This is a genomic window from Bradyrhizobium sp. 132, assembly GCF_023074185.1.
Classification (GTDB): domain Bacteria; phylum Pseudomonadota; class Alphaproteobacteria; order Rhizobiales; family Xanthobacteraceae; genus Bradyrhizobium.
The window spans coordinates 1-946 of sequence record NZ_JADPKY010000107.1 but is presented as its reverse complement, the minus strand read 5'-3'; the positions used below and the strand labels follow the sequence as shown (position 1 = coordinate 946).

General features: G+C 57.9%; 1 pseudogene. It reads right to left on the bottom strand.

The annotated features are described in order from the left end of the window. Positions 1-871, bottom strand: a pseudogene (locus IVA74_RS22790) (IS110 family transposase); the annotation flags it as partial. Positions 872-946: the final 75 nt, after the last annotated feature.

Here is a 946-nt window from a genome sequence, read left to right as displayed (position 1 = left end):
AACGGGCGCCATGGATGATCATCCGGCGCAGATATCGATTGCCGCGCTTGCTTATCCCCAGCAGCTTCGTTTTGCCTCCCGTAGAATATTCTCTCGGGACAAGACCTAGCCAAGCTGCCATATCGCGGGCCTTTTTGAACTGGCGGGCAGATCCAGCTGCTGCCAAAAGCGCCGTCGCGGCCAGCGGCCCAATGCCCGGGATGGTCATCAATCGACGTGCGGTATCGCTTTGAGAGGCAATTGCCTCAATCTCGCGGTTGACCTCGGCAATCCGCAGCTCCAGCTGCCGCAGCTCGTCAAATGTAGATGCAAGAATGCGACGCATCGCCGAGGTTAGATCATTCGACTGATCGGCCAAAACCCTCGGCAGATCAGCCTTGAACTTGCCGGCGCCCTGGTGAATAGCGATCCCATATTCCAGGCAAAAAGCGCGCATCTAATTGATGAGGCACGTCCGTTGCGACATCATCCGATCGCGAACACGATGCAGCGCTTGCAGGTCAATGTGCTCAGGCGACCTTAGCTCGACGAAGCGCATCGTTGGTCTCGTCACGGCTTCGGCGATCGCCGCGGCATCGATGATGTCATTTTTGTTGGACTTCACATATGGCTTCACGAATTGAGCTGGGATAATGCGAACGGTGTGCCCCATGGCGGCGATCTTGCGGGCCAACCATTGCGAGCCGGAGCAGGCCTCCATCCCCACCAAAGCCGGTCCTGCACGTTCGAAGAACTGCAAGAGCGTATCGCGCCGAAAGGTCGCCTTCTGGATCGGCATTCCGGCGGCGTCGAGCCCAACGACGTGGAAAAGGTTCTTGCCAATGTCGATCCCACACACCGTTGCCGGCCTGGGCTTGTTCCGTGTCCTCATTGCTTCCTCCTTTCAAAAGCCAACTCAGTCTGACTGAGAGGACGGGGCGGGTCATCCCATTAATGGTAGGGCCCG